Origin of the sequence: Mycetocola sp. (assembly GCF_025464835.1) — a bacterium.
In the GTDB taxonomy this organism is placed as follows: domain Bacteria; phylum Actinomycetota; class Actinomycetes; order Actinomycetales; family Microbacteriaceae; genus Mycetocola_A.
Genome location: NZ_JAODMP010000003.1, coordinates 1 through 24,711 on the forward strand (window position 1 = coordinate 1; position 24,711 = coordinate 24,711).

At 64.2% G+C, this 24,711-nt stretch carries 17 protein-coding genes and 1 tRNA gene; 15 read left to right on the forward strand and 3 right to left on the reverse strand.

What is annotated here, in order from left to right:
- Window positions 1–174: 174 nt before the first annotated feature.
- A tRNA-Leu gene (locus JWP90_RS00150) sits at window positions 175–257 on the reverse strand.
- A 38-nt stretch (window positions 258–295) separates the two neighbouring features.
- On the opposite strand from JWP90_RS00150, the gene JWP90_RS00155 reads away from it, so the two are divergent.
- Window positions 296–901 carry a response regulator gene (locus JWP90_RS00155; protein ID WP_090712872.1) on the forward strand — a complete coding sequence of 202 codons (606 nt, stop codon included), beginning with the start codon at window positions 296–298 and terminating at the stop codon, window positions 899–901.
- Between the two features lie 155 nt (window positions 902–1,056).
- On the opposite strand, the gene JWP90_RS00160 is transcribed toward JWP90_RS00155, so the two are convergent.
- Complete coding sequence (locus JWP90_RS00160; RefSeq protein WP_297358341.1) at window positions 1,057–1,479, reverse strand: hotdog fold thioesterase; 423 nt, start codon at window positions 1,477–1,479, stop codon at window positions 1,057–1,059.
- A 57-nt stretch (window positions 1,480–1,536) separates the two neighbouring features.
- Here JWP90_RS00160 and polA point away from each other — a divergent pair, with 57 nt between their 5' ends.
- From polA to uvrB, 8 genes are all read left to right on the forward strand, one after another.
- On the forward strand, window positions 1,537–4,200 hold the full coding sequence (gene polA, locus JWP90_RS00165) for a DNA polymerase I (RefSeq protein ID WP_297358343.1): 2,664 nt from the start codon (window positions 1,537–1,539) through the stop codon (window positions 4,198–4,200).
- Between the two features lie 41 nt (window positions 4,201–4,241).
- Window positions 4,242–5,918, forward strand: a complete 1,677-nt coding sequence (locus tag JWP90_RS00170; RefSeq protein ID WP_297358344.1) for a DUF885 domain-containing protein — start codon at window positions 4,242–4,244, stop codon at window positions 5,916–5,918.
- A 4-nt stretch (window positions 5,919–5,922) separates the two neighbouring features.
- Complete coding sequence (locus JWP90_RS00175; protein WP_297358346.1) at window positions 5,923–6,837, forward strand: hypothetical protein; 915 nt, start codon at window positions 5,923–5,925, stop codon at window positions 6,835–6,837.
- A gap of 145 nt (window positions 6,838–6,982) precedes the next feature.
- Complete coding sequence (locus JWP90_RS00180; RefSeq protein WP_297358348.1) at window positions 6,983–10,171, forward strand: metallophosphoesterase; 3,189 nt, start codon at window positions 6,983–6,985, stop codon at window positions 10,169–10,171.
- 175 nt (window positions 10,172–10,346) lie between these two features.
- The gene (gene rpsA, locus JWP90_RS00185) at window positions 10,347–11,792 is read left to right on the forward strand and encodes a 30S ribosomal protein S1 (protein WP_297358350.1); all 1,446 of its coding nucleotides are present in this window, start codon (window positions 10,347–10,349) and stop codon (window positions 11,790–11,792) included.
- Between the two features lie 182 nt (window positions 11,793–11,974).
- The gene (locus JWP90_RS00190; protein WP_297358352.1) at window positions 11,975–12,634 is read left to right on the forward strand and encodes a TetR/AcrR family transcriptional regulator; all 660 of its coding nucleotides are present in this window, start codon (window positions 11,975–11,977) and stop codon (window positions 12,632–12,634) included.
- A gap of 13 nt (window positions 12,635–12,647) precedes the next feature.
- A complete protein-coding gene (gene coaE, locus JWP90_RS00195) occupies window positions 12,648–13,256 on the forward strand; it encodes a dephospho-CoA kinase (RefSeq protein ID WP_297358354.1) in 609 nt (202 codons plus the stop codon).
- Window positions 13,257–13,300: 44 nt separating this feature from the next.
- Window positions 13,301–15,367 (forward strand): excinuclease ABC subunit UvrB, encoded by a 2,067-nt coding sequence (gene uvrB, locus JWP90_RS00200; RefSeq protein ID WP_297358356.1) that lies wholly within the window; start codon window positions 13,301–13,303, stop codon window positions 15,365–15,367.
- 5 nt (window positions 15,368–15,372) lie between these two features.
- On the opposite strand, the gene JWP90_RS00205 is transcribed toward uvrB, so the two are convergent.
- Window positions 15,373–16,047, reverse strand: a complete 675-nt coding sequence (locus tag JWP90_RS00205; RefSeq protein ID WP_297358358.1) for a protein-L-isoaspartate(D-aspartate) O-methyltransferase — start codon at window positions 16,045–16,047, stop codon at window positions 15,373–15,375.
- A 58-nt stretch (window positions 16,048–16,105) separates the two neighbouring features.
- On the opposite strand from JWP90_RS00205, the gene uvrA reads away from it, so the two are divergent.
- The 6 genes from uvrA to gap all read left to right on the forward strand — a co-directional run bounded on the left by uvrA (window position 16,106) and on the right by gap (window position 24,711).
- Complete coding sequence (uvrA, locus tag JWP90_RS00210) at window positions 16,106–19,012, forward strand: excinuclease ABC subunit UvrA (protein WP_297358360.1); 2,907 nt, start codon at window positions 16,106–16,108, stop codon at window positions 19,010–19,012.
- Window positions 19,013–20,914, forward strand: a complete 1,902-nt coding sequence (gene uvrC, locus JWP90_RS00215) for an excinuclease ABC subunit UvrC (protein WP_297358362.1) — start codon at window positions 19,013–19,015, stop codon at window positions 20,912–20,914.
- Between the two features lie 54 nt (window positions 20,915–20,968).
- Entirely contained in the window at window positions 20,969–21,841 is an 873-nt protein-coding gene (rapZ, locus tag JWP90_RS00220; protein ID WP_297358364.1) for an RNase adapter RapZ, read from the forward strand.
- A gap of 48 nt (window positions 21,842–21,889) precedes the next feature.
- Window positions 21,890–22,870 (forward strand): DNA-binding protein WhiA, encoded by a 981-nt coding sequence (whiA, locus tag JWP90_RS00225; protein WP_297358366.1) that lies wholly within the window; start codon window positions 21,890–21,892, stop codon window positions 22,868–22,870.
- A gap of 108 nt (window positions 22,871–22,978) precedes the next feature.
- The gene (locus JWP90_RS00230; protein ID WP_297358368.1) at window positions 22,979–23,605 is read left to right on the forward strand and encodes a superoxide dismutase; all 627 of its coding nucleotides are present in this window, start codon (window positions 22,979–22,981) and stop codon (window positions 23,603–23,605) included.
- Between the two features lie 101 nt (window positions 23,606–23,706).
- Complete coding sequence (gene gap / locus JWP90_RS00235; protein ID WP_297358370.1) at window positions 23,707–24,711, forward strand: type I glyceraldehyde-3-phosphate dehydrogenase; 1,005 nt, start codon at window positions 23,707–23,709, stop codon at window positions 24,709–24,711.

The window sequence follows — 24,711 nt, forward strand, 5'->3', positions numbered from 1 at the left end:
CTCGGCACCTACCCCGTAGCTCGACAAGCACATGGCGATCGGCTCGGCTCTGTCGATGTGCAACAACAGGCTGTCCGCCCGTTTCGGCGGGAACAGACCACGCCACCGGCGTCGAAAGCAGACAACCCCTCGGCTTCCGTGTGAGCACGGGGAAGCCGAGGGGTCATCGTGTTGTACCGGTGGTGGGACTCGAACCCACACGTCCTTTCGAACAAAGCATTTTGAGTGCTCCGCGTCTGCCATTCCGCCACACCGGCGCGTAACAACGAGGACAAGAGTACCGTAGGATTAAGGCGTGACCGAGCCAGATGTAACACCCCCAGCCCCGCGCCGAGTTGTCGTAGCCGAAGATGAATCCCTCATCCGCCTCGATATCGTCGAGATCCTCCGAGACAACGGGTTCGAGGTCGTCGGAGAAGCTGGCGACGGAGAGACCGCCGTGGCCCTCGCCACCGAACTGCGCCCAGACCTGGTCATCATGGATGTCAAGATGCCGCAGCTCGATGGCATCTCCGCCGCTGAGCGCCTCAACAAGGCTCAGATCGCCCCGGTTGTGCTGCTCACCGCATTCAGCCAGAAAGAGCTCGTCGAACGCGCAAGCGAAGCGGGAGCACTGGCCTATGTCGTCAAGCCGTTCACCCCGAACGACCTCCTCCCGGCCATCGAGATCGCTCTCAGCCGTTACCAGCAGATCATCACCCTCGAAGCCGAAGTCGCCGACATGGTCGAGCGTTTCGAGACCCGCAAGCTCGTCGACCGCGCCAAGGGTTTGCTCAACGAGAAGATGGGCCTGACCGAGCCCGAAGCATTCCGCTGGATCCAGAAGGCGTCGATGGACCGCCGTCTGACCATGCACGACGTCGCCCAGGCGATCGTCGAACAGCTCACCGCGAAGAAGTAACGTCGACGTAAAAACGGGCCGGTTCTCCGGCCCGTTTTGCGGTTAACGGATGCCGCCGACTCATCCGTCGCAAACGTCGGGTCCCCGTCGCCGAAACCGGCATTCAGGACGGACGAACGCACCGTGACGGCATCCGTCCCCAATGCCGAATTCCGTCAGCCGACAGGCAGATCCTTGATCAGGTTCGTGATCCGGATGGTCGAACAGCGCCGGCCCTGCTCGTCGGTGACCGCGATCTCGTGCACGGTCATCGATCGGCCCAGGTGGATCGGCGTGCAGACGCCTGTGACGATCCCCGAGGTGGCAGACCGGGTGTGGGTGGCATTGATGTCGATGCCGACCGCGAGTTTTCCGGCGCCGGCCCACAGGTTCGCCGACATCGAGCCGAGCGACTCACCCAGGACCACATAGGCACCGCCGTGGAGCAGCATGGCTGGCTGGGTGTTGCCTTCGACCGGCATGGTCGCAACGGCCCGATCGATGGAGAATTCGAGGAACTCGATACCCATCTTCGCCGCCAGTGCACCGCCGCCGCGCTGCAGAACATAGTCGAGGTCGTCGGGGGTCGTCTCGGTCATCGTCGCCTTTGCTCGTGCTCGAAACCCACTGTCGCAAGTCGCTTGTAGGCTGGTGTGGTGTCGGACAACGAAAAGCCTACCCTCCTCGTCATTGACGGTCATTCCCTAGCATTCCGGGCGTTCTACGCACTTCCGGTCGACAGCTTCTCGACGAAGGACGGACAGCACACCAACGCCATCCACGGCTTCCTCGCGATGTTGATCAACCTCCTTCGCGACCACAAACCGACGCACATCGCTGTCGCTTTCGACATCTCCCGATCCAGCTTCCGCACGCGGGAGTACCCGGACTACAAGGGCACGCGGGGCGAGACCCCTTCGGAGTTCATCGGGCAGGTTCCGCTCCTCCAGGACGCGCTCAAGGCGATGAACATCACCACCATCTCGATCGAGGACTACGAAGCCGACGACATCCTGGCCACGCTCTCCGTACAGGGCAAGGAGCAGGGATTCCGCGTGCTCGTGGTCTCCGGCGACCGCGACACCATCCAGCTCGTCAACGACGACGTGATCCTGCTCTACCCGTCGCGCATGGGTGTCTCCGACCTGACCCGCTACGACGCCGCGAAGGTCATGGAACGCTACGGTATTCAGCCCCACCAGTACCCGGAGGTCGCCGCTCTCGTCGGGGAGACCAGCGACAACCTCCCCGGCGTACCGAAGGTCGGCGAGAAGACCGCTGTGAAGTGGCTGAACCTCTACGGCTCGCTCGACGGCATCCTCCAGAACGCCGACAAAATCACCGGCAAGGTCGGCGAGAGCCTCCGCGAGCACAAAGAGAACGCCGTCCGTAACCGGCGGCTCAACCACCTGCTTACGGATGTGGAACTTCCGGTCACCATCGACTCGCTTATGAAGCGCCCCATCGATCAGCAGGCGGTGCGCGACATCTTCGGCCGGCTCGAATTGCGCACCATGCTCGACCGCCTGCTCAAGGCGGAGGGCGTCGAGGAGGAAAACGACGCATCCGGATCGCCCTCCGGCGCCGGACTCGCCAGCCCTGTGCCGCAGCAACTCCTCGATGAAGAGCTCGACGCGTGGCTGACCCGCGCCGTCGCGGCACACCCGGACGGCCTCGGCTTCACGGTGGACCTGCACGACGGCAAGCCCGCCGGGATGGGCATCTCGACGCCGACGGAGTGCCTCACCGTCGGCTGGGTTCCCGGCCGCGCTGACTACGCGCCGTTCGAGAAATGGCTGGCCAGCCCGTCGCCGAAGCTCATGAACGACGCGAAGCGGCAGCTCAAGGCGCTCAAGACCGCGGGGCTTTCGTTCGACGGGCTCGCCTATGACACCCACGTTGCCGGCTGGCTTCTGCGTCCAGGCGGTCAGGACAAGACTCTCTCCGACCTCGTCAGCCGGTACCTGGACGAAACCCTTCCGGTGTCAGATCCCAACCAGCTCGTCCCGGTGAACGAACCGGCGTCAGCGCCGGTCGAGGCCTGGTACACGCTCCGGCTCGTCGACGCGCTCAACGAGGTGCTCGACCCCGGCTCCAGGAACGTGCTGACCTCGATCGAAGTGCCGACCCTGCTCACCCTCGTCGACATCGAACTGCGCGGCGTCACCGTCAACCACGCCCAGCTCACCGGACTGAGCGCCGAACTGGCCGCGAAAGCCGCCGACCTGGCATCCCAGGCCTACGCGATTCTCGGACACGAAGTGAACCTCGGCTCGCCGAAGCAGTTGCAGGAAGTGCTGTTCAACGAACTGGACATGCCGAAGACCCGCGCCAATAAGACGGGCTTCTCGACCGATGCCGGTGCGCTGGCCGACCTGCAGGCATCCAACCCGCATCCTTTCCTCGGGCTCCTGCTCGAACACCGTGACGCGAGCAAGCTGCGTCAGATCGTCGAAACAGTCGACAAAGCCATCGGGAACGACGGCAGGGTCCACACGAGTTACGTGCAGACTGGGACGACGACGGGGCGGATCTCGTCGACCGACCCGAACCTCCAGAACATTCCTGTGCGCACCGAAGAGGGCAGGCGCATCCGTGCGTCGTTCGAGGCAGGCGCCGGCTACGAGACGCTGCTCACCGCTGACTACTCACAGATCGAGATGCGAATCATGGCGCACCTCTCAGGCGACGAGGGCCTGATCGAGGCGTTCCGCTCCGGTGAAGACCTGCACCGGTTCGTCGGGGCGCGGATCTTCGGCGTGGAGCCGGCAGATGTGACGAACGAGATGCGCACGAAGGTCAAGGCGATGTCGTATGGCCTCGCCTATGGGCTCAGCGCCTTCGGGCTGTCGAAGCAGCTGCGGATCGACTCATCCGAAGCCAAAACGCTCATGAGCGACTACTTCGCTCGCTTCGGCGCCGTGCGGGACTACCTCCGCAACGTCGTGGAACAGGCTGTTGAAGACGGCTACACCACGACCATCTTCGGCCGCCGCCGCCCGTTCCCTGACCTGAAGAGCCCCAACCGCGTGTTGCGCGACAACGCGCAGCGCGCAGCCCTCAACGCTCCGATCCAGGGGTCGGCTGCCGACATCATGAAGATCGCGATGATCCATATCGAAGCAGACACGGCAGCTCAGAATCTCGGTTCCCGCATGCTCATGCAGGTGCACGACGAATTGATCTTCGAAGTGGTCGAGGGGGAGTGGGACGCCCTCGAGGCGATCGTCCGCACCAGAATGGCGGGCGCTGCAGACCTGACAGTGCCGCTCGACGTCCACGTCGGCCGGGGCCACAACTGGGATACCGCCGCGCACTGAACTCCGTGACGGGCGGGCGCCACTGTCCTATGCTCGACTCCATGACCGAACCCACGCGCGCCCCGTCTGCCGTCGATGCCATCGCCGAGGATTGGGTCGACACTCTCGTCGACCTGGACCCGCTGGTCGGAACCTACATCGGTCGCACCGAGGCCAACGCCAGGTTCGGGGACTTCTCGCCGGCGGGGCATGACCGGTACGTCGCCGAGGCGAAACGGGTCCTTGCCGATCTCGAGGCGGTGAAGCCCGTCGACGAGATCGACGAGGTCACCAGGACAGACCTTGCCAGTGAACTCCGGCTCGACCTGGAAAGCGCGGATGCGCAGTTGCACCTGCGCGACCTCAACGTCATCGCATCGCCCGCGCAAGGCATCCGTGAAATCTTCGACATCATGCCGACGGCGACGGTCGACGACTGGGATGACGTCTCCACCCGGTTGAAAGCGCTTCCTGACGCCATCGCCGGATACATCGAGACGTTGCGCCTCGGCATCGAACGAGGAGTGACCCCGGCGAAACGGCAAGTGCGTGAGGTGTTCGAACAGGCGAAGAAGTACAGCGCGGACGAGGGCTTCTTCCTCGACCTCGCCGCCACGGCGGCTCCGGCTGAGGGCCAGCTTCCTGCGTCTCTCGCGTACGACCTCTCCGCCAACGCCGGGCAGGCGGCTGTCGCCTACCGCTCGCTCGCTGATTTCCTCGCCCACGAACTGGAACCGGTCGCCCAGGAGCAGGATGCCGTCGGCCGCGAAATCTACGCGCTCCAGTCGCGCCGGTTCCTCGGCGCCACCGTCGATCTCGACGAGACCTACGAGTGGGGGATCGACGAGCTCGCCAGAATGACGGCCGAACAGGAGTCCATCGCCCGCGAGATCAAGCCAGGGGCAAGCGTTGCAGAGGCCATCGCATTCCTCGACGGCGACCCCACCCGCAAGCTCCACGGCACCGAAGCGTTGCAGGCTTGGATGCAGCAGATCAGCGACCGCGCTGTCGCCGAACTCGGGCAGAGCCATTTCGACATCCCCGACGAGATCCGCACGATCGAATGCAGGATCGCCCCGACACAGGAGGGCGGGATCTACTACACCGGCCCAACCGATGACTTCTCGCGCCCCGGTCGCATGTGGTGGTCGGTGCCAGAGGGCGTCACAGAGTTCGACACCTGGCGTGAACTCACCACCGTCTATCACGAGGGCGTTCCCGGACACCACCTGCAAATCGGCCAGGCGGTGTACAACCGCGCCAAGCTCAACACCTGGCGCCGGCAGCTCGCCGGTACGTCTGGCCATGCGGAGGGGTGGGCCCTCTACGCCGAGCGGCTGATGGAGCAGCTCGGATACCTCGACGACCCGGCCGACCGGCTCGGGATGCTCGACGGACAGCGGATGCGGGCAGCGCGTGTCGTCCTCGACATCGGGGTGCACCTCGGAAAACCACACCCGGACGGCACTGGCACGTGGACGGCGGACGATGCGTTCGCGTTCCTCGGGAAGAATGTGAACATGAACGAGGGTTTCGTGCGCTTCGAGGTGAACCGTTACCTCGGCTGGCCCGGGCAGGCTCCGTCGTACAAGGTGGGACAGCGGATCTGGGAGCAGCTTCGTGACGAGTACGCGCGCCGTGAAGGGAACGCTTTCGACATCAAGGAGTTCCACAGGAAAGCGCTCGACCTCGGCGGCGTCGGCCTCGACACTCTCAAGCGCACTCTCCTTGCCGGCTGACCCGTTGAGCCGAATCGCCCTCGTCAGCCACGGGCTGACCGATCCAGCGTTCTCCGACGACGACCTCCCGTTCCTCGTCGATGGCTTCGCCAACGCCGGAGTCGACGCCCGGGTCGTTCTCTGGACTGACCCGTCGGCCAACTGGCGGGACTTTGATCTCGTGATCATCAGATCGCCGTGGGACTACCCGGCTCGAGCGGCGGAGTTCCTGACCTGGCTCGACCGGGTGGCATCCGTCGTCCCCGTGCTGAATACACCTGCCGTGATCCGGTGGAACATCGACAAGGTCTACCTGCGGGACATCGCCGCCGTCTCGGACGTGCCACTCGTGCCGACAATCTTCTGTACGACGATCGAGGAGGTTCACGCCGCCGTCTCTGGACTGGGTTCCGCCCGGCTCGTCGTCAAGCCTTCTGTGTCCGCTGGGTCGCAGAACACCGGCCTGTTCGACTCCGGCGACGCGGCGGCCACCGAGCTCGCCGCCCATATCCTCGATATCGGCAAGACGGTCATGGTGCAGCCGGCGATCGAAGGGGTGCAGGAACGCGGCGAACACGCGCTCCTCTATTTCGACGGGCGTTTCAGCCACGCCATCTCGAAGGGGCCGTTGCTCGCCGTCGGTGGGGGACTGCTCGGCGGAGCGTATGCCGAGACGATCGAATCCATCGACGCCCACCCGGCTGAACGAGCGATCGGTGACGCCCTCATCTCGGCAGCAACCAGGGTACTGGTCCGGCACGGACTGTCCGATTCGGATGCGCTCCCGCTGTATGCGCGTATCGACATCGTCCACGACCCGGAACTCGGCCCTCTTGTTCTGGAGGCAGAGCTTTTCGAGCCGTCGCTGTTCATCGGATGGGATCCGTCGGCCGGGGCCCGATTCGTCGCAGCAGTGCTGCAGCGGCTGACGCATATCTGAGTGTCCCTCACTTTGGGGACTGTTGTGGGGCACTCCGAGGGACCGATCCTGATACCAGCCGTGTCGAACCAGCCCGGCACGGCAGGAGATGTATATGGTCTGGCAGCCAGGGAGAGCTCGTCGGGATTCCGCGGCCCGGGCCCGGATGTGGGCACTCGCAGCCCTGCTCGCTGCCGTTCTGCTTGGCGCGCTTCTCGTCCCGAACATCCGCGCTTCGGTCGCGGGGGATCCTCCTGCCGCCGAGGACTTCACGCTCGCGGTTCTGCCAGATGTCCAGGGATACACCGCGACCACGACCCATGAATCGACCCTCGGCGATCAGGTCAAGTGGCTCGTGGAGAAGAAGGAGGATCTCAACATCGCCTGGGTCACCCAGCTCGGAGACCTCGTCGAGGCCTGGCCGGACGGTGACCAATGGGGACGAGCCGACAAATACATGAAAGTACTCGACGACGCCCGGATACCGAACAGCGTGCTTCCCGGCAACCATGACCTTGACCTCGTGACAGGCGAATCAAGCACCTACGACAGTTATTTTCCGCCGTCACGATATTCGACGGCGAGCTGGAACTCGGCGACGGCGTCCTACGGCGGCTACCTCGGCCAGAATCTTTTCGGGCCTGACCCCGTCGACCGCAAGAACAAGGACAACTTCGGCCTGTTCACCGCGGGCGGCCTGGACTTCGTCCTCATCAATCTCGAGTTCGAATCGCCGGACTACACACTGGACTGGGCACAGAAGGTGCTCGACGCCTACCCGGACCGTCGCGCCATCATCTCCACCCACGGATTCGTCTCCACGGCAGGCGCCCGCTCGGATGTCGTGCTCAGAAGCGACCCAAATGCCAATTCCGCGGCCGAGGTCTGGAACAAGCTCATCTACGACAACTGCAACATCTTCCTCGTCCTCAACGGCCACTGGCACGCCGGCGACGAGGGCGAAGCCCGCCGCGCCGATTCGAACGCGTGCGGCAAGCCAGTGCACCAGATCCTCTCGAACTACCAGGAGCGGATCAACGGCGGCGACGGATGGCTGCGCTATTACCACTTCTCGCCGTCCACCAACACCATCAAAGCCAGGACGTACTCACCGAAACTCGGCCGGTTCGAGAAGGATTCGGACAGCGCCTTCTCCGTCGCATACGATATGTCGCCGACCCGCGATGTGAACAACAAGGACATTCTGGTGCGCGGCGGCAGCACGTGGGCGTGGTGGTACCAGAACACGCCCTGGCCGGAGGATTGGTCCACTCGCGGCTTCGTCGACGGCAACTGGCCGAGGGGGAACGCCGCCCTCGGGTTCGGAGCGGACGGTAACACGACGAATATCGATGCTCCTGCACCAACAGCGAACCGGGGGACGAGTGCCCTGTTCCGGCATTCCTTCCAGGTCACGGACGCCGACCGGTTGAGTTCGGTGAACATCGCCACCCGCGCCGATGACGGACTCGCCGTCAGTGTCAACGGCGTCGAGGTCGGCAGGATGAACATGCCGAAAGGGACTGTCAAGTACACCACCTACGCCAGTTCCGCGCGGAGCACCGACGATGCGACCGCCGAAGCCGCCGTGTTCTCGGTGCCGGCGACGCTCCTGCGGGACGGGCGGAACGTGGTCTCGGCGTCTGTTCACCTCAATTACAAGGCGACGCCTGACCTGAGCTTCGACCTGGTCATGTCGGCAGTGCGCGAGGGCGGGGAGCCGCCCCCGGCGCCCCCGCGCCGTCCGGTCGTGACCGCGACAGCGATCGACAGCACAACGGCGCTCATCGGCTGGCAAGGCGGCGAGGACCCTGCCGTCGAGTACCGGATCAGCCGGGACGGCGGAACGCCCGCAACGGTTTCCGAACCCACGAGAACGTTCACCGACTCCGGGCTGCCGCCCGGTTCACAACACGAGTACACCGTCGTCGCTGTCGGAGAGACCGGGCTGCTGTCGCCTGGCGGGTCCGGGTCGGTCACGTTGCCGCCGCCGCCGGTCGGGGTCCCGACCCCGGTCACCGTCGTCGACGCCGGGTCGAGCTGGAAGTGGCTGTATTCGTCGTCGGATTGGCCCCCCGGTTGGACCGGACCTTCGTTCGCCGATGCCACGTGGGCCGAAGGCCGGGCTCCGCTGGGCTTCGGCAGCCCATCCATCATCACCAACATCGACGTACCGCCGCCCAGATCGGACAGGCCCCCTTCCGCGCTTTTCCGGCACTCGTTCACGCTTACTGCCGCTCATGAGTACTCCAGGATGGTCGTGTCGACCCACGCGGACGACGGTGTGGCAGTGTGGGTCAACGGTACCGAGGTCGGGCGGAACAACGTGACGGGACTGCTCGACGACTCGACCAACGCGAGCTCAGCCGAGCGCACAACGTCCGCGATCGCGACGCCCGCACGGTTCGACGTTCCTGCTTCTCTCCTGCGTGACGGTGAGAACGTTGTAGCGGTCTCTGTCCATCTCAACTACAAGGAAACGTCGGATGCCAGCATGGATCTGTCGCTCACCGGCGAACGGACCACAGGGGAACAGACCGAGCTGCCCCCTGGACCTCCCACCGTCACCGCCACCGCGACCAGCCCTACCGAAGCGAGCGTCGCCTGGACGCCAGGTTCAGGACCAGAAACAGTCTCGTATCGCATCCTCCGCAACGGCAGCCAGGTCGGAACGGCGACCGAACCGACCAGGACCTTCTCCGACACCGGAGTGACTGCGTCGAGGAGTTACTCGTATGCGGTTGTCGCCATAGGTGCGACGGGGCTCGCCTCAGCGGCGGGCGCTGCAGAGGCAACGACTCCTGCACCACCGATCACCGGCAGTCCCGAGATCCTCGTACCGCGCGGGTCCGCGTGGTCCTGGTTGTATTCGAACTCCGCGTGGCCGGCAGGCTGGACGAGCGTCGCGTTCGACGACACCTCCTGGGCCGAGGACCGTGCGCCGTTCGGATTCGGATTCCATGAAGTGCGCACCAACATCGACGTCCCGCCTCCCACCAGCGACAGGCCAAGGGCCTCCGTGTTCCGTCACACCTTCACGATCGACGACGCCTCCGAACTTTCCAGCATCTCGGCCGAGGTCCAGGTCGACGACGGCGTCGTGGTGTACCTCAACGGCGTCGAGATCGGTCGGACGAACATGACCTCGGGCAAGATCAGCTCAAGCACGTATTCGCATCGCGCCCCCCGGACGAGCGAGGCAGCGGCCGCGCCAGTGACCTTCACCATTCCGTCCTCACTCGTCACCGACGGAACGAATGTGCTCTCGGCATCCGTCCACCTCAATTTCCGGGCAACCCGAGACGTGAGTTTCGACCTTGCCGTGACTGCCACCAGGACCCCATCCGTGGGCTGAATTCGGCAATTCCGGGCGAGCGGGTCCAGCTTGCTTCCCAGAAGTCAGACCGGATAGACTGACATGTCACTTTTGTGACGTTCTATCCGTTCGCCGTACACGGAAAACATCCCGACAATTCATTATTGGGGGATCGTGTCGGCCCGAAATCAGTCCTTACTGGAGCAACCACTACATGACAACCGCAACGACCGCCAAGCAGGTCGCTATCAACGACATCGGATCGGCTGAAGACTTCCTGGCCGCGGTCGAGAAAACACTGAAGTTCTTCAACGACGGAGACCTCATCGAGGGCACCGTCGTCAAGATCGATCGCGACGAGGTCCTCCTCGATGTCGGCTACAAGACCGAGGGTGTCATTCCCTCGCGCGAACTTTCCATCAAGCACGACGTCGACCCGTCCGAGGTCGTTCAGGTCGGCGACATGGTCGAAGCCCTCGTCCTCCAGAAGGAAGACAAAGAAGGCCGGCTCATCCTGTCCAAGAAGCGCGCGCAGTACGAGCGCGCGTGGGGCGACGTCGAGTTGATCAAGGACACCGATGGCGTCGTGACCGGTTCGGTCATCGAGGTCGTCAAGGGTGGCCTCATCGTCGACATCGGGCTCCGCGGCTTCCTGCCCGCGTCGCTTATCGAGCTTCGCCGGGTTCGTGACCTCACGCCGTACCTTGGCCAGGAGATCGAAGCCAAGATCCTCGAGCTCGACAAGAACCGCAACAACGTTGTGCTTTCGCGTCGCGCGCTGCTCGAGCAGACTCAGTCCGAGAGCCGCACCACGTTCCTGAACAACCTCCAGAAGGGTCAGGTCCGCAAGGGCATCGTCTCGTCGATCATCAACTTCGGTGCGTTCGTCGACCTCGGTGGCGTCGACGGTCTCGTCCACGTCTCTGAGCTCAGCTGGAAGCACATCGAGCACGCTTCCGAGGTTGTCGAGGTTGGCCAGGAGGTCACCGTCGAGATCCTCGAGGTCGACCTCGACCGTGAGCGTGTCTCCCTGTCGCTCAAGGCGACGCAGGAAGACCCGTGGCAGGTCTTCGCCCGCACCCACGCCATCGGCCAGGTTGCACCGGGTAAGGTCACCAAGCTCGTTCCGTTCGGCGCGTTCGTCCGCGTCGCAGACGGCATCGAGGGACTCGTTCACATCTCCGAGCTCAGCGGCAAGCACGTCGAGCTCGCCGAGCAGGTTGTCTCGGTCGGTGACGAGGTCTTCGTCAAGGTCATCGACATCGACCTCGAGCGCCGTCGGATCTCGCTGAGCCTCAAGCAGGCCAACGAGGGCGTCGACCCCGAGGGCACCGAGTTCGACCCGGCACTCTACGGAATGCTCACCGAGTACGACGACCAGGGCAACTACAAGTACCCTGAGGGCTTCGACCCGGAGACCAACGAGTGGAAAGAGGGCTTCGACACCCAACGCGAGAAGTGGGAGCAGGACTACGCTGCAGCCCAGGCTCGCTGGGAAGCTCACAAGAAGCAGGTTGCGACCGCAGCGACGGAAGAGGCCGCAGCAGCGTCCGCACCGTCCGCGGGATCCACCTTCTCGAGCGAGACGGCAGGCGCCGGCACTCTCGCTGACGACGAGTCGCTCGCGGCTCTTCGCGAGAAGCTGACCAGCAACTCCTAAGCAACGCCACACGCGACTGGCCGGTCCCGAACAGGGGCCGGCCAGTCGTCGTGTTCCCGCCCGAACCTCTCCATCACCCCCGTTTGGTGGGGGCGAACAGAACCGTCCGACTGCTAACGTTGGGCGAGAATGCTGCGGGTTGGGGGCGGCTCCCTGTTCAAATCAACTATTGAAGGCGCGACGTGGACGTTGGTTCTCTAAGGCACTATCTGGCAAAGGACATCTCCAGTGAGACGTCACTAAGGAACAATCCGCAGCAGGAGCGAAGCCGTCAGAGCCTCGAAGCGGTTCTTCGGGTCTGCGGTGAGATCATCGACGAGTCGGGTCACGCGGGTGTCACGACCGCCGAGGTCGCGAAACGCGCCGAGATGGCGATCGGAACTGTCTACCGCTTCTTCCCCGACCGGATCGCCCTCATGCTCGGGGTGTACCAGTACATGCAGGACCAGTACGTGGCCCTGTGCATCGACAAACTGCTCGAAGCCAACCCAGCCACCTGGCAGGAAGCGCTTGGGATCATGACGGACACCTCCGTTCTCGCGCGCCGCACCATCCCCGGTTTCAAGGCGACCCAGTATCGGATCCTCGGCGATGAGGAGAGCCAGGAGCAGTACCTCAAGGGAGCGAACGAGTTCATCGCCGCACTTGCCGGCCTCCTCGCCCAATTCGATTTCCCGACAGACGAGCAGTGGCTCGTCCACCTCAACGTCGCCGTGGAACTGTCCCGTGCGCTTCAGCGTCTCGCCTTCGACGCATCGCCGGACGGTGACCCGTGGCTGCTCGCCGAAGCACGCTCGGTGCCGGTCGGTTACCTCGAGGGTCACCTCGTCCCCGTCGCCTGAGCCCGCCGGCATCGTGTACCTGATCGGCCTGACCGGAGGCATCGCTTCTGGCAAGTCCACCATCGCGAGGCGCTTGACAGAACACGGAGCCGTCCTCATCGACGCCGACCAGCTGTCGAGAGAAGCCGTCGAACCGGGCACACCCGCCCTCGCAACCATCGTCGAACGGTTCGGTAGCGGGGTCCTCAACGCTGATGGCAGCCTCGACCGTGCCGCTCTCGGCGAGATCGTGTTCTCCGATCCGGAGGCGCTGGCGACGCTCAACGCGATCGTGCACCCCGCGGTCCGCAGTCTCAGTTCGAAACGCATCGAGGACGCGGGGAACGCCGACCCCGCCGCCGTCGTGGTCTACGACATCCCTCTGCTCGTGGAATCCCGGAACGAGTACCCGTTCGACCTCATCGTCGTCGCCCACGCCTCCCCAGCCACCCGCATGACCCGCCTTACCGGGATCCGGGGGATGCACAAGGCTGAAGCCCGCAAACGCATCGATGCCCAGGCCGGCGACGAGGAACGCCTTGCGGTTGCCGACGTCGTGATCGACACGGAGGGGAACCTGGAAGACACCCTCACCCAGGCGGACCGGCTCTGGGATCGGGTCAGGACGGCGCCCTCCCGCTAGCGGCCACCGGCTCCGATGTCGGTGGAGGTGCCTAGACTCGAAGTATGCAAACCACCCGCTCTGTGCACCCCTTTGAGGTCATCAGCGAATACACCCCGAGCGGCGACCAGCCCAAGGCGATCGCCGAACTGAGTGGCCGCATCAATGCAGGCGAAACGGATGTCGTCCTGCTCGGCGCGACGGGAACCGGCAAGTCGGCGACGACGGCGTGGCTGATCGAAGCCGTCCAGCGCCCCACACTCGTCCTCGCCCACAACAAGACTCTCGCCGCCCAGCTCGCCAACGAGTTCCGCGAACTGATGCCGAACAACGCGGTCGAATACTTCGTCTCCTACTACGACTACTACCAGCCTGAGGCGTACGTCCCGCAGACCGACACCTTCATCGAGAAGGACTCGTCCGTCAACGCCGAGGTCGAACGGCTCCGGCACTCGACAACGAACTCCCTGCTGAGCCGGCGCGATGTCATCGTGGTGTCCACTGTCTCCTGCATCTACGGGCTCGGCAAGCCAGAAGAGTACCTCAACGCGATGATGGCGCTGCAGGTCGGCCAGAGGGTCGACCGGGACTGGCTGATCCGCAAGTTCATCTCGATGCAGTACAACCGCAACGACGTCGATTTCTCACGCGGTAACTTCCGGGTGCGCGGCGACACGATCGAGATCATCCCCGTCTACGAAGAACTCGCCGTCCGGATCGAGATGTTCGGCGACGAGATCGAGGGACTTTACTCGCTGCATCCGCTGACCGGTGACATCGTCCGCAAACTCGACTCGGTCTCGGTGTTCCCCGGGTCGCACTACGTGGCGAGCACCGACGTGATGCAGCGAGCCATCGGCACCATCCAGGAAGAACTCGAGCAGCGGCTCGCAGAGCTGGAACGGCAGGGCAAACTCCTCGAAGCCCAGCGACTGCGCATGCGCACCACATTCGACCTCGAGATGATGCAGCAAATCGGTTTCTGTTCGGGCATCGAGAACTACTCAAGACACATGGACGGCCGCGCACCGGGGCAGGCCCCACACTGCCTGATCGACTACTTCCCCGACGATTTCCTCGTCGTCATCGATGAATCGCACGTCACCGTGCCGCAGATCGGGGCGATGTACGAGGGAGACTCGTCGCGCAAGCGCACCCTCGTCGAGCATGGCTTCCGGCTGCCGAGCGCCCTCGACAACCGTCCGCTCAAGTGGAACGAATTCAAGGACCGGGTCGGCCAGACGGTGTACCTGTCAGCGACCCCAGGCCGCTACGAGATGGGCGTGGCCGACGGCGTTGTCGAGCAGATCATCCGACCGACCGGGCTCGTGGACCCGCAGATCATCGTCAAGCCGTCGAAGGGCCAGATCGACGACCTGCTCGAGGAGATCCGGCTGCGTGCCGGTCGCGACGAACGAGTCCTGGTCACCACTCTCACGAAGAAGATGGCGGAAGAACTGACCGACTTCCTCACCGAAGCGGGTGTCCGTGTCCGCTACCTGCACTCCGACGTCGACACGCTGCGTCGGGTGGAATTGCTCAGTGAGCTTCGGTCAGGGCTCTACGACGTCCTCATCGGTATCAACCTGCTCCGAGAGGGGCTCGACCTTCCTGAGGTTTCGCTCGTGGCCATCCTCGACGCCGACAAAGAGGGATTCCTCCGCTCATCCACGTCGCTCATCCAGACGATCGGTCGTGCCGCTCGGAACGTCTCGGGCGAAGTTCACATGTATGCCGACGTGCTGACCGATTCGATGCAGCGCGCGATCGAGGAGACCACGAGACGCCGCGAGACCCAGGTGGCCTACAACCTCGAACACGGCATCGACCCGACCCCGTTGCGCAAGAAGATCGCCGACATCACGGATGCCCTCGCCCGCGAGGGAGCAGACACCGCCCAGATGCTCGCCCACCGCGACGGCAGAAAAAAGAGCCCGACACCGCGACTGCGCCGGGAGGGCATCGCCTCAGAGGGCGCCGCCGAACTCGAGTCGATCATCGCCGACCTCAACGCCCAGATGCTGGCGGCGGCTGCGGAACTCAAGTTCGAGCTCGCCGGCCGGCTGCGCGACGAGCTGTCTGACCTGAAACGGGACCTACGCCAGATGGAGAAGGCGGGGCACCTCGGCTGACGGGCTCAGTCGTCGTTCTCTTCGAAGAGCGGAGCACCGAGCCCGTTCGCACCGATCAGCGGCACGAAGGTGACGCCGCCGAGATCATCCATCTGAGAAATCCGGTCAGGCCCGAGGGTGAAACGTTTGAGCTTCTGGCCGAACCCTGGTGTGCCGAGGGGCATCACCAGGCGCCCGCCGTCCTTCAACTGCTCCAGCCATGGCTCGGGGACGCGGGGTGCAGCCGCAGCAACAACGATCGCATCGTACGGTGCAGCATCCGGCCACCCAAGCGTGCCGTCCCCGGTCACCACCGAGACGTTGGAGTAACCGAGCCGAGCGAGGACTCTGCGCGCTCCCTCCGCGAGTTCAGGATGCCGTTCGATCGACACGACGTCAGCGACGATCTCCGCCAGGACCGCGGCCGCATACCCGGACCCCGTGCCAACGTCGAGCACGGAACAGTGCTCATCGAGACGGGCAGCCTCCATCGTCAGCGCGACGATGTAGGGCTGCGAAATCGTCTGCCCTGAGGCGATCGGCAGCGGGTGGTCCTCGTAGGCGCTCGACCGTGAAAGCCGGCGGACGAACTCCTCGCGGGGCACACGCCGCATCGCGTCAAGCACGCGCGGGTCACGGATGCCGCGGGCCGCGATCTGGTCAGCCACCATCCGTTCCCTCTTCGCAGCGTAGGCGCCCATGGCCCTCATTGTGCACCCTGGGGACGGTGATGTCAGTGGGTCAACGTAGACTCGTGGGGTGTCAATCTCGAAGGTAAATTCCACGTCAAAACTCAGCGTCCGCGGTGCCCGCGTGCACAACCTGCGCAACGTCGACCTCGATATTCCGCGGGACTCCCTCGTGGTGTTCACCGGCCTGTCAGGCTCAGGAAAGTCGTCCCTCGCCTTCGACACGATCTTCGCCGAGGGGCAACGCCGCTACGTCGAATCGCTTTCGGCTTACGCCCGCCAGTTCCTCGGGCAGGTGGACAGGCCAGACGTCGACTTCATCGAGGGGCTCAGCCCCGCCGTGTCGATCGACCAGAAATCGACCAACCGCAACCCACGGTCCACCGTCGGCACGATCACCGAGGTTTACGACTACATGCGGCTGCTCTGGGCCCGCATCGGGGTTCCTCACTGCCCCCAGTGCGGTGAGCGGATCGAACGACAGACCGTGCAGCAGATCGCCGATCAGCTGATGGAGCTGGAGACCGGCACCCGCTACATGGTGATGAGCCCGATCGTCTCCCAGAAGAAGGGCGAATTCGTCGACCTGTTCAAGGATCTGGCCGCTAAGGGCTACGCCCGCGCGCTCGTCGACGGCGAGCAGATCCAGCTGAACGAGCCGCCGACCCTCAAGAAGTCCTACAAGCACGACATCTCCGTCGTCGTCGACCGGCTCGTCGCCGGCCCTGACGCGCTCAGCCGGCTCACCGACTCCCTGGAGACAGCCCTCGGGCTGACCGACGGCCTTGTGCAGGTCAAACTCGTCGACGAGGACGGCCCGGATGCCGTGCGGTCGTACAGCGAGAAGCTCTCCTGCCCGAACAACCACCCGGTCCAGCTCACCGAGATCGAGCCGCGTACCTTCAGCTTCAACGCACCGTTCGGCGCCTGCCCCGAGTGCTCAGGGCTCGGCACCCGCATGTCCGTCGACCAGGACCTCCTCATCGGCGATGAGGATCTCAGCATCGACGACGGCGTGATCATCCCGTGGACCACCCAAGGCAAGGGCCTCTACCAGTACTACGAGAAGCTGCTCGAAGGTCTTGCGCGCGACCTGGACTTCTCACTCCGCACCCCCTGGAAGAAACTCCCGGCGAAGGTACAGGAAGCGGTTCTGCGAGGCGAAAACTTCAAGGTGAAGGTCAAGTGGAAGAACCGTTACGGCCGTGAAGTGAGTTACACCTCCGGTTTCGAGGGTGTGATGCCGTACATCGAACGGCAGTACGCCCAGGCCGAGACCGATGTCCAGAGGGCACGATGGGGCGAGTATCTCCGCGAGATCCCCTGCCCGGTCTGCGACGGCAAACGGCTCAAACCAGAAGTTCTCAGCGTGCTCATCCACGGCGCGAACATCGCGGATGTCGCCTCGCTGAGCCTCAGCGACGCACGCGAGTTCATGGACCAGATGGACCTGACCGACCGTGAGGGCATGATCGGCGCCCAGGTGCTCCGTGAGATCAAGGTCCGGCTGGACTTCCTGATCCAGGTGGGGCTGAACTACCTGAACCTCTCGCGCACCGCCGGTTCGCTCTCCGGCGGTGAGGCCCAGCGCATCCGGCTGGCGACCCAGATCGGGTCAGGACTCACCGGTGTTCTCTACGTCCTCGACGAACCGAGCATCGGACTCCACCAGCGCGACAACCGTCGCCTCATCCAGACGCTCGTCACGCTGCGTGACCTCGGCAACACGCTCATCGTCGTCGAACACGACGAGGACACCATCCGGACCGCCGACTGGATCGTCGACATCGGCCCGGGGGCAGGGGTCAACGGTGGCACAGTCGTGCACTCGGGCTCCTACGACGACCTGTTGTCGAACTCCCGGTCGCTCACCGGCGACTACCTCTCAGGGCGCAAAGAGATCGCGGTACCGGAGACACGCAGGCCGGTGGACCCGGAGCGGATCGTCACCGTCGTCGGGGCCGAGGCGAACAACCTCCGCAAGGTCACCGTCGATTTCCCGCTCGGGATCTTCACCGCGGTGACCGGCGTCAGCGGATCGGGCAAGTCCTCACTTGTGAACGACGTCCTCTACCGCGTTCTCGCCAACAAGCTCAACGGCGCCAGGAAACTGCCTGGCAAGCACACCCGAGTGACCGGCGTCGAGCAGCTCGACAAGGTGATCCACGTCGACCAGGCACCGATCGGGCGGACCCCGCGTTCCAACCCGGCCACATACACGGGTGTTTTCGACCGCATCAGGAACCTGTTCTCGGAGACAATCGAAGCCAAGACGCGCGGTTACCTTCCCGGGCGGTTCAGCTTCAACGTCAAGGGCGGGCGCTGCGAGGCCTGCTCGGGTGACGGCACGATCAAAATTGAGATGAACTTCCTCCCCGATGTCTATGTCGCGTGCGAAGTCTGTGGTGGAGCGCGGTACAACCGCGACACCCTTTCGGTGCATTACAAAGGCAAGAACATCGCTGAGGTCCTCGACATGCCGATCGCGGAGGCCGCGGACTTCTTCGAACCCATCACGGCGATCCACCGCTACCTGAAGACCCTCGTCGAGGTGGGGCTCGGCTATGTCCGGCTTGGCCAGAGCGCCACGACGCTCTCCGGGGGCGAGGCACAGCGTGTAAAACTTGCCACCGAACTTCAGCGGCGGACGAATGGCCGGAGCATCTATGTGCTCGACGAGCCGACGACCGGGTTGCACTTCGAAGACGTTCGTAAGCTGTTGCTCGTGCTCAACAGCCTCGTCGACAAGGGCAACACCGTCATCGTGATCGAGCACAACCTCGACGTGATCAAGTCGGCTGACTGGCTGATCGATCTCGGGCCGGAGGGTGGCGCTGGGGGCGGCAAGGTCCTCGCCACCGGAACGCCCGAGAAACTTGCCAGGGTCAAGAAGAGCCACACCGGGTACTACCTCAAGGAAGTCCTCGATGCTTACGAGATGAGTGCGGGCCAGGTCGACACCCGTAAGGCGGGGTAAGTGGGAGGAACCCTCAGTTACCGGCCACGTCCAGGCGAGATTCCGACGAGCCCAGGCGTGTACCGGTTCCGCGACGAGAATTCGCGCGTCCTGTACGTCGGAAAGGCGAAGAACCTCCGCGCCCGGCTCAGCAACTATTTCGCCCCACTGCCGAGCCTGCACGAACGCACGCGACGCATGGTCACCACGGCACGGAGCGTTGAGTGGACCGTGGTCGGCAGCGACATCGACGCGCTGCAGCTCGAGTACACCTGGATCAAAGAGTTCGAACCGCCGTTCAACGTCAAGTTCCGCGACGACAAGACGTACCCGTACCTCGCTGTGACACTCGCCGACGAAGCCCCCCGCGTCCTCGTCACCCGCAACCCTCGAATCCGGGGGGCGAAGTATTTCGGCCCGTACCCGAAGATCTGGGCGGTCCATGAAACCATCGACCTGATGATCAAGGCGTTCCCGATCCGCACGTGCTCCGACTCGAGCTACAAACGTGCAATGCAGTCCGGGCGCCCATGCTTCCCCGGACAGATCGGGCGTTGCGGCGGCCCCTGCTCCGGACGGGTCAGCATCGACGAACACCGCGCCATGGTGAACGACTTCGTCAGCTTCCTGAACGGCAACGACAAGAGGTTCGTCACCGAAGCGACCAGGAAGATGCGTGAGGCGGCGGCCGTGCAGGACTATGAGGCTGCCGCGCGCTACCGTGACCGGCTCCAGGCACTCGAGGCTGTGCTGGACAAAAGCGCCGTCGTTCTCAAGGACTCGGTCGACGCTGACCTGTTCGGGCTCGCCCACGATGAACTCTCGGCAGCCGTCCAGCAGTTCATCGTCCGGGGTGGCCGGATCCGCGGTGTTCGCTCGTGGACGGTCGACAAGGAACTCGACCTCTCCACCGCTGAACTCGTCGACAGCGTCCTGCAGCGCGCATACGACTCAGGTGGTGTCGTCGACATCCCCAGGGAAATTCTTGTCCCCGAACGTCCCGAGGATGCCGCCGAACTCGAGACCTGGCTCGCCGGGCTCCGCGGCAAGGGCAAAGTGCGTCTCCACACGGCACAGCGCGGCGAGAAAGCGGCACTCATGCAGACCGCCGTCATCAATGCCAAGAACTCGCTCATGCTGTACAAAACCAGGCGCAGCGCCGATTTCGTGGCTCGATCGCAAGCGTTGACCGACATCCAGGCGGCGATCGGGATGGAGCAGGCACCACTGCGGATCGAGTGTTTCGACGTCTCGCACCTCTCGGGGACCAATATCGTCGCATCGATGGTGGTGTTCGAGGATGGCCTGCCGAGGAAAGACCAGTACCGCCGGTTCAGCATCGCTGAGTCCACCGACGACACGGAGTCGATCTACCAAGTGCTTTCGAGGCGCCTGGCGTACCTGATCGAGCCGGAGACGAGCGAGGAGGACGGCGCGGCAGCAGACACGGATGCGGCAGCCGAGCCAGTCGCGAAGCCACGGAAGTTCGCTTATCCACCGCAACTGCTCATCGTCGACGGTGGCCAGCCGCAGGTGCAGGCCGCGCGCCGCGCCCTTCTCGAATCGGGCAGGACAGACATCCAGCTCGTCGGGATGGCGAAGCGGCTGGAGGAGATCTGGCTCCCGGACAGCGACTACCCCGTCATCCTTCCCCGCAATTCAGAGGCGCTGTTCCTCCTTCAAAGAGTCCGAGACGAAGCGCACCGTTTCGCGATCACCTACCAGCGGTCGAAACGCCGGGCAGACATCTCGAGCGTTCTCACCGACATCCCCGGGCTGGGCCCGGCGAGAGTCAAGTCGTTGCTGCGGCATTTCGGCTCGGTCGCGAAGCTCAAACAGGCAACGCCCGAAGCCATCACCGAAGTCGCCGGCATCGGCCCCGCCCTGGCCACAGCAATCCACGCCCAGTTGAACAGTCGATAGGCTGGGGAGGACAGCCGGATCACGCCGGTTGCCCAACGGAAAGTGCAGGAAACGGTGGAACAGCCGATCCCTCAGGAAGTACTGATCGTCACGGGCATGTCCGGCGCCGGCCGGTCCACGGTGGCGAACGCACTGGAGGATCTCGACTGGTACGTCGTCGACAACCTTCCACCGCAGATGCTCCGGCCGCTCATCGACCTGGCCGAACGGGCGGGGGGAGAGCTGCCCAGGATCGCCGCTGTCGTCGACGTTCGCGGCCGCGACTTCTTCAGCGACTTCCAGCAGATGATTCAGAAGCTTCGTTCAGGAACCAAGCTCCGGGTCGTTTTCCTCGACGCGACGGATGCCGCACTGGTCCGCCGATTCGACGCGGTCCGCCGCCCGCACCCCCTCCAGGGTGCAGGGACGATCCTCGACGGCATCGCGAACGAACGCACGAGGACTGCCGCAGTGCGAGAGTCCAGCGACATCGTGATCGACACCTCTGACCTCAACGTGCACCAGCTTGCCACCAAGACGGCCGAGCTTTTCGCTGCTGAGGGCACACCGGGAGTTCGGCTCACCGTGATGAGTTTCGGCTTCAAATACGGCCTACCATCGGACGCCGACACGGTCGCAGACGCCCGATTCCTGCCCAACCCGTTTTGGGTTCCAGAGCTTCGGGCGCATACTGGACTGGACGCCGAAGTCAGCGACTTCGTGCTCGACCAGCCCGGCGCCAGGGAATTCCTCGACAGTTATGCGACGGCCCTCGCCCCGGTTCTGGCCGGGTATCAGCGCGAAAACAAACGTTTCGCCACGTTCGCCATCGGCTGCACGGGCGGAAAACATCGCTCCGTCGCTCTCGCACTTCAGCTCGCGGACAAGCTCGCCGAGCTGCCCGGAGTGGCCACGAGCGTCAAACACAGGGACCTCGGACGCGAATAACAGCGCCCGGTCCGAAATTCGACTTCACCACACGAGATAGGACAACGATTGGCACTGACTGCTGAGGTCAAAGAAGAACTGGCCGGGATCGTGGAATCGAAGACAGCCGTTCGGGCTGCTGAGCTGACCTCAATCCTTCGCTTCAGCGGTGGGCTCCACCTCATCTCCAGCCGCATCGCCATCGAATCGGAACTGGAAACCCCGCAGCTCGCCCGTCGCATCCGCAAGGACCTCGCCGAACTGTACGGCGTGCGCAGCGATGTCAGCATGACGAGCGGTTCCGGGACCCGCAGGGGCGAGTCCTACCTGGTTCGCGTCCAGGACGGAGGCGAGACCCTCGCGCGCCAGACCGGCCTGCTCGACGCCCGGCGCCGGCCGATCCGTGGCCTGCCGAACCGTCTCACGACGGGAACCAAAGCCGAACTCGCCGCCGTCTGGCGCGGAGCGTTCCTCGCAGCGGGAAGCCTCACCGACCCCGGTCGCTCGGCAGCCCTCGAGATCACCTGCCCGGGCAACGAATCGGCGATGGCCCTCGTCGGGGCGGCTGGTCGTCTCGGCGTCGCAGCCAAGGCACGGGAGGTGCGAGGCGTTCACCGTGTCGTCATCCGCGACGGCGAAGCGATCAGCGCGATGCTCGTTCTCATGGGAGCGCACGGCACGGTCAAGGCGTGGGAGGAACTCCGTCAACGCCGGGAGGTTCGCGCCACAGCCAACCGCCTGGTCAACTTCGACGATGCGAACCTCCGCCGATCGGCCCAGGCCGCCGTCGCTGCCTGCGCACGTGTCGAACGCGCCATGGAGATCCTCAGCGACGACATCCCGGAACACCTGCGCTATGCCGGGGAGCTTCGGCTGCGCTTCCGGGATGCGAGCCTCGACGAACTCGGCCACCACGCAGACCCTCCGATGACCAAGGATGCGATTGCCGGCCGGATCCGTCGCCTCCTGGCCATGGCAGACAAACGTGCCCAGGACCTCGGGCTGCCTGGGACGGACGCCAACCTCCCGCCCGGTCTCGACGACGTCTGATCCGTTCCACGCCCCACCCCAACGGCTCAAGGGACCTGACTAGACTGGAAACGTCGGCCTGAGCCGCATCACAGGCGGCCGGCGACACAAGAAGAGGAGACATAAACAATGGCTGAATACACCCTCCCTGACCTCCCGTATGACTACTCGGCACTCGAGCCGAGCATCTCAGGGGCCATCATGGAACTGCACCATTCCAAGCACCACCAGACCTATGTGACCGGAGCGAACACCGCGCTCGCACAGTTGGCTGAGGCACGGGACTCCGACAACCTCGCTAACGTCAACAAGCTGGAGAAGGACCTCGCCTTCAACCTTGGCGGCCACGTCAACCACTCGATTTTCTGGACCAACCTTTCGCCGAACGGCGGCGACAAGCCCACCGGCGAGCTTGCCTCTGCGATCGACGAGTACTTCGGCTCATTCGACAAGTTCCGCGCCCACTTCACCGCGGCCGCCCTCGGCGTCCAGGGTTCCGGCTGGGCTGTGCTCGCCTGGGATTCGATCGGCCAGAAACTCATCGTCCAGCAGTTCTTCGACCAGCAGTCCAACTTCGCGGCAGGCACCGTCCCGGTGCTGATGCTCGACGTCTGGGAGCACGCCTACTACCTCGACTACAAGAACGTCCGCGCCGACTACGTCAAGGCGTTCTGGAACATCACCAACTGGGAGAACGTCCAACAGCGTTTCCTCACCGCCCGCGAGAAGACCGCCGGGCTCCTGCTACTGTCATAACCGACATGGTCGTCCGGGTTACCCGGACGACCATTTCCTTCTCCCACCCCAACGGTCCAACACAAGAATGCGCTTCGGCGCCACAGAAACAGGAGAGATCCTTGTCCGTAAAGATCGGTATCAACGGGTTCGGCCGCATCGGCCGCAACTACTTCCGCGCAGCTCTTGCCAAGGGCAGCGACCTCGAAATTGTCGCGGTCAATGACCTCACCGACAACAAGACTCTTGCCCACCTTCTCAAGTACGACTCGATCAACGGCCGTCTCGACGCCACCGTCGAGTTCGACGGCGAGCAGATCGTCGTCGACGGCAAGGCCATCAAGGTGTTCGCCGAGCGCGACCCGGCGAACCTGCCATGGGGCGAGCTCGGTGTCGACATCGTCATCGAGTCCACCGGTTTCTTCACCGACGCTGTCGACGCCAAAAAGCACATCACCGCTGGTGCCAAGAAGGTCCTGATCTCTGCGCCGGCCAAGGGCGAGGACGCGACGTTCGTTCTGGGCGTCAACGAACACCTGTACGACCCGGAGAACCACCACATCATCTCCAACGCATCCTGCACGACGAACTGCCTCGCGCCGCTCGCCAAGGTCTTCAACGACGAGTTCGGTATCGAACGCGGACTGATGACCACCGTGCACGCCTACACCGCAGATCAGAACCTGCAGGACGGCCCGCACAGCGACCTCCGTCGTGCACGCGCAGCCGCAGTCAACATCGTCCCGACCTCCACCGGTGCAGCGAAGGCGATCGGCCTCGTCCTGCCCGAGCTGAAGGGCAAGCTCGACGGCTTCGCGCTCCGCGTCCCGGTTCCGACCGGCTCGATCACCGATTTGACCGTCGAGTCGTCCCGTCCGGTCACGGTCGACGAGGTCAAGGCGGCGTACAAGGCTGCAGCCGAAGGCCCGCTCAAGGGAATCCTCAAGTACACCGAAGACGAGATCGTCTCGAGCGACATCGTCGCCGACCCGCACTCGTCCATCTTCGACGCCGGCCTCCTGCGCGTCATGGGCAACCAGGTCAAGCTGGTGAGCTGGTACGACAACGAGTGGGGTTACTCCAACCGCCTCGTCGACCTCACCGAGTACGTCGCAGACCGTCTCTAG